The sequence below is a fragment of the Porphyromonas sp. COT-290 OH860 genome (assembly GCF_000768935.1).
Taxonomy (GTDB): Bacteria; Bacteroidota; Bacteroidia; order Bacteroidales; family Porphyromonadaceae; genus Porphyromonas.
Genome location: NZ_JRAR01000028.1, coordinates 1 through 3,145, shown reverse-complemented (window position 1 = coordinate 3,145; position 3,145 = coordinate 1). Strand labels below are relative to the sequence as shown.

Sequence of the window (3,145 nt, the reverse complement as noted above, 5' to 3'; positions counted from 1 at the left end):
AGGAGTGCTTCATCCGGTCGCGACGAACCTGAGTATATACTTGTAGGAAGCTCGGAGCTTGTTCGGTTGGTTTGGTTGCCATGTCGATACAGTTAATTGCATACTGAAGATAGTAATAATCAGAGATATATACAACGTTTCTAACCGAAAAGATGCAAAATGCCGTGCAAAGGTCTCAAGTATGGGGACTTCCGCTGGGCTTGCTACGAAGGGCCTCGAGCCCGCCTACACTATACTTGTGATACCAATTATAGAAGCTACGCTTAGGAATGCCCAAGTAACGCAAAGACTCGCTGATGTTGACCTCTGAGGATTTGACCGCTCGAATAATCTCCTCCTTTTCTTCTGCTGTATATCTCATATACTTTTGATGCTGGCTACTTATTCGAAGTGTTTCAAGCTTTTTTACGATGTCGTAACGTAGCACAAGCTCAGCTAGAGCGAGCTTAAGTTCTTGATTCTGAAAGCGAAGTTCTTGAACCTCAGAACTTGTCGCCTCTCGAAGCATATCTCCCTCGAGACAAGCCTTGCCGGCTTCTATGAACTCCTTATTCCACTTGTAGTAGGTGCTATCACTGATGCCGTATTTGCGGCATAGCTCTGCCACGCTGAGCTCTCCGCGAATGCCCTCCATAACGATAAGCACCTTTTGTTCTGAGCTGAAGATGCGTTTCGTGTTACGACGAATGTCATTGAGTAGTGAGACTCTGAGCTAGTAGATTTAGCCCGTTTACCCTTCTTTGTCTCTGTTGCCATAATCTCTGTTTTTTGTTCTCTAAAGTTACACGCTATTTCCGAACTAATTTAGTCCCCTACCAGTGCACTTTTGTTTGACAACATACACTAACTATGGGTGGGTTACCTCTGTGAGCTCTAACCCCACAGCTACCAAGCCCATGGCATCGGGCGCTTGCAAAGGCTCGACTACGCAGGAATACAAGCCTGCCATAGGTAGCTGACATATGAGATCGAGCCTTGTATTCATCTCCCTCATCGCCACGCTTGAGCGCACACGAGAAGCTCTAAGATCTGGCAGCCTCAACACGACCGTATCAATGAGATACAGCCCGTATGCATTCTCCATACGCACTCGAAGAGGCAACTCCAAACTGTCCTGACGATTGTCTATCCGTGCGGCAAGAGTGACAACATAGGATGCCCTGCCTCGAGGCACGAAAAAATCAATCTGTATCCCCGACAGGTCAAACTTTTGCCAGTAAATCGAGCTATCCTGTTCGCTTTGTTGCTCTATACACGAACTACCTAGCCCGAGTAGTAAAAGACAACAACTAACCCCGAACACACTCTTACCTTGCATAAGTTTGCTATTCTTCTTGAGATGCACCCATGAGGCCAGAGCTAGGCCTACCATGAGAGGACTGGCGACCACTTTGCCCACGCCTGCGCTCACCCTGAGGACGAACACGCTCGCCTACCCTCTGCTCTACATTAGGTCGAGCCGATGTGTGCTCTCGTGACCCACCCTCTCTGCGCCTGCCAGTATACACACTCTCTCGATTTTTAGGGCGACGACTACCGTTCTTGTGCCCATTACTATTGCCTTTCTTGTCGAAGCGTGTAAGGCTATTGTCCGAGAGGATATCTAGAGGCTTAGATTGAGGTTTCTCTCGCTCATTATTGAACTCTAATGTATCTGGCCTCTCCCCTTGCTTATTCATAGAGATAACCTCAAAGGCTCTCTGGGCAGATATAGTGACGAGCCCTACGGGGTGGTTAGCAACTGTACTGTAGGTAATCTGCCTCTGAAAGCTATCCGTTTTGAAGTGGTGGTAAGAAGCACGTTTCGTTTCTAGCACGATCTCACGGCTAGGGAGCGAACGCTGAGCCTCGGTATAGGCCTGCACCTCATAGTTCATACAGCACTTGAGTTTGCCACAGAGCCCCGTAAGTTTCTGAGGATTGAGGGATAAATCTTGTACACGGGCTGCACTGGTATTGACCGAAACGAATGTACTCATCCAGCTAGAACAACACAACTCACGACCACAAGGGCCAATCCCTCCGATACGGCCAGCCTCCTGCCGAGCACCAATCTGCTTCATCTCTACTCTGATATGGAAAGTATCCGCCAGCACACGAATAAGTTGCCTAAAGTCCACACGCCCATCTGCTATGTAGTAGAAGATAGCTTTATTGCCATCTCCTTGATACTCCACATCACCAATCTTCATCTCTAGTCCTAGATCTGCGGCAATCTGTCTAGTTTGTATCATAGTCTGATGCTCTCTTACTTTCGCCTCCTCCCATTTCTCCAAGTCCGCAGGCTTGGCAATGCGATAGATCTGGGGCATCACACCTTTTTCAGGGCGATAGCGATGCTTCTTCATGGCAAGCTCGACGAGCTTACCTACAAGCGTAACTTCACCTATATCATGTCCGGGAGAGGCCTCTACCGCTACGAGGTCGCCCTTCTTGAGCTCCAAGCCCTGAGCATTAACGTAGTACCCCTTACGAGTATTCTTAAATTGTACCTCAACAATATCGCACGAGCGTATAGCCTCTGGGATATCGCTGAGCCAGTCGTAGCTGCTTTGCTTCTTGGAGCAGCAGCCCTTGCAGCCTTTGGATGTCATACCACAACACCCCCTATTGGCCGTCGTTGTTTTATATATCATCTATAATAATTATCGTAGTCCAAATATAAAGCAAAGGTATTTATTTAATTTTAGAACCTAAGGAGACCATTGCACAAGTCCATTCTATGAGTTTGTCCCTCCTTTCGTTATGTTTTCTGAGTTTATAAAGGTTCTCGAGTTTGGATATTAGCAGCTCTTTCTNGAGACCATTGCACAAGTCCATTCTATGAGTTTGTCCCTCCTTTCGTTATGTTTTCTGAGTTTATAAAGGTTCTCGAGTTTGGATATTAGCAGCTCTTTCTGCCCGCTTCGAGGAGAAGTATCCTCGAAGCGGGGATTTTGTGGCTCATTGCTCACAAGGTCGGGGTAAAGGGGGAGGACACCCAAGTTGAAAAACACAGCGTCAAGCAGCAAAAAACGACTAGAAAGAGACCGTTGCACGGCATTTTTCCTGTTTTCGGTTAGAAACATTGTATATATCTCTGATTATTACTATCTTTAATATGTAATTAACTGTATTGACATGGCAACTAAACCAACCGAACCAG

General features: G+C 46.9%; 3 protein-coding genes. All 3 read right to left on the bottom strand.

Features of this window, described 5'->3' with window-relative positions; all coding sequences use genetic code 11:
• Positions 1 to 175 precede the first annotated feature (175 nt).
• Positions 176 to 667 carry a transposase gene (locus HQ41_RS09475; RefSeq protein WP_255327511.1) on the bottom strand — a complete coding sequence of 164 codons (492 nt, stop codon included), beginning with the start codon at positions 665 to 667 and terminating at the stop codon, positions 176 to 178.
• A gap of 180 nt (positions 668 to 847) precedes the next feature.
• Complete coding sequence (locus HQ41_RS09855) at positions 848 to 1,318, bottom strand: hypothetical protein (protein ID WP_044187783.1); 471 nt, start codon at positions 1,316 to 1,318, stop codon at positions 848 to 850.
• 7 nt (positions 1,319 to 1,325) lie between these two features.
• Complete coding sequence (locus HQ41_RS03095; protein WP_235316894.1) at positions 1,326 to 2,594, bottom strand: regulatory iron-sulfur-containing complex subunit RicT; 1,269 nt, start codon at positions 2,592 to 2,594, stop codon at positions 1,326 to 1,328.
• Positions 2,595 to 3,145 lie beyond the last annotated feature (551 nt).

Bases quoted from the DNA above. Each gene is read 5' to 3' on its own strand.
- HQ41_RS09855 (WP_044187783.1), bottom strand. From the start codon at position 1,318: ATGCAAGGTAAGAGTGTGTTCGGGGTTAGTTGTTGTCTTTTACTACTC.
- HQ41_RS03095 (WP_235316894.1), bottom strand. From the start codon at position 2,594: ATGACATCCAAAGGCTGCAAGGGCTGCTGCTCCAAGAAGCAAAGCAGC.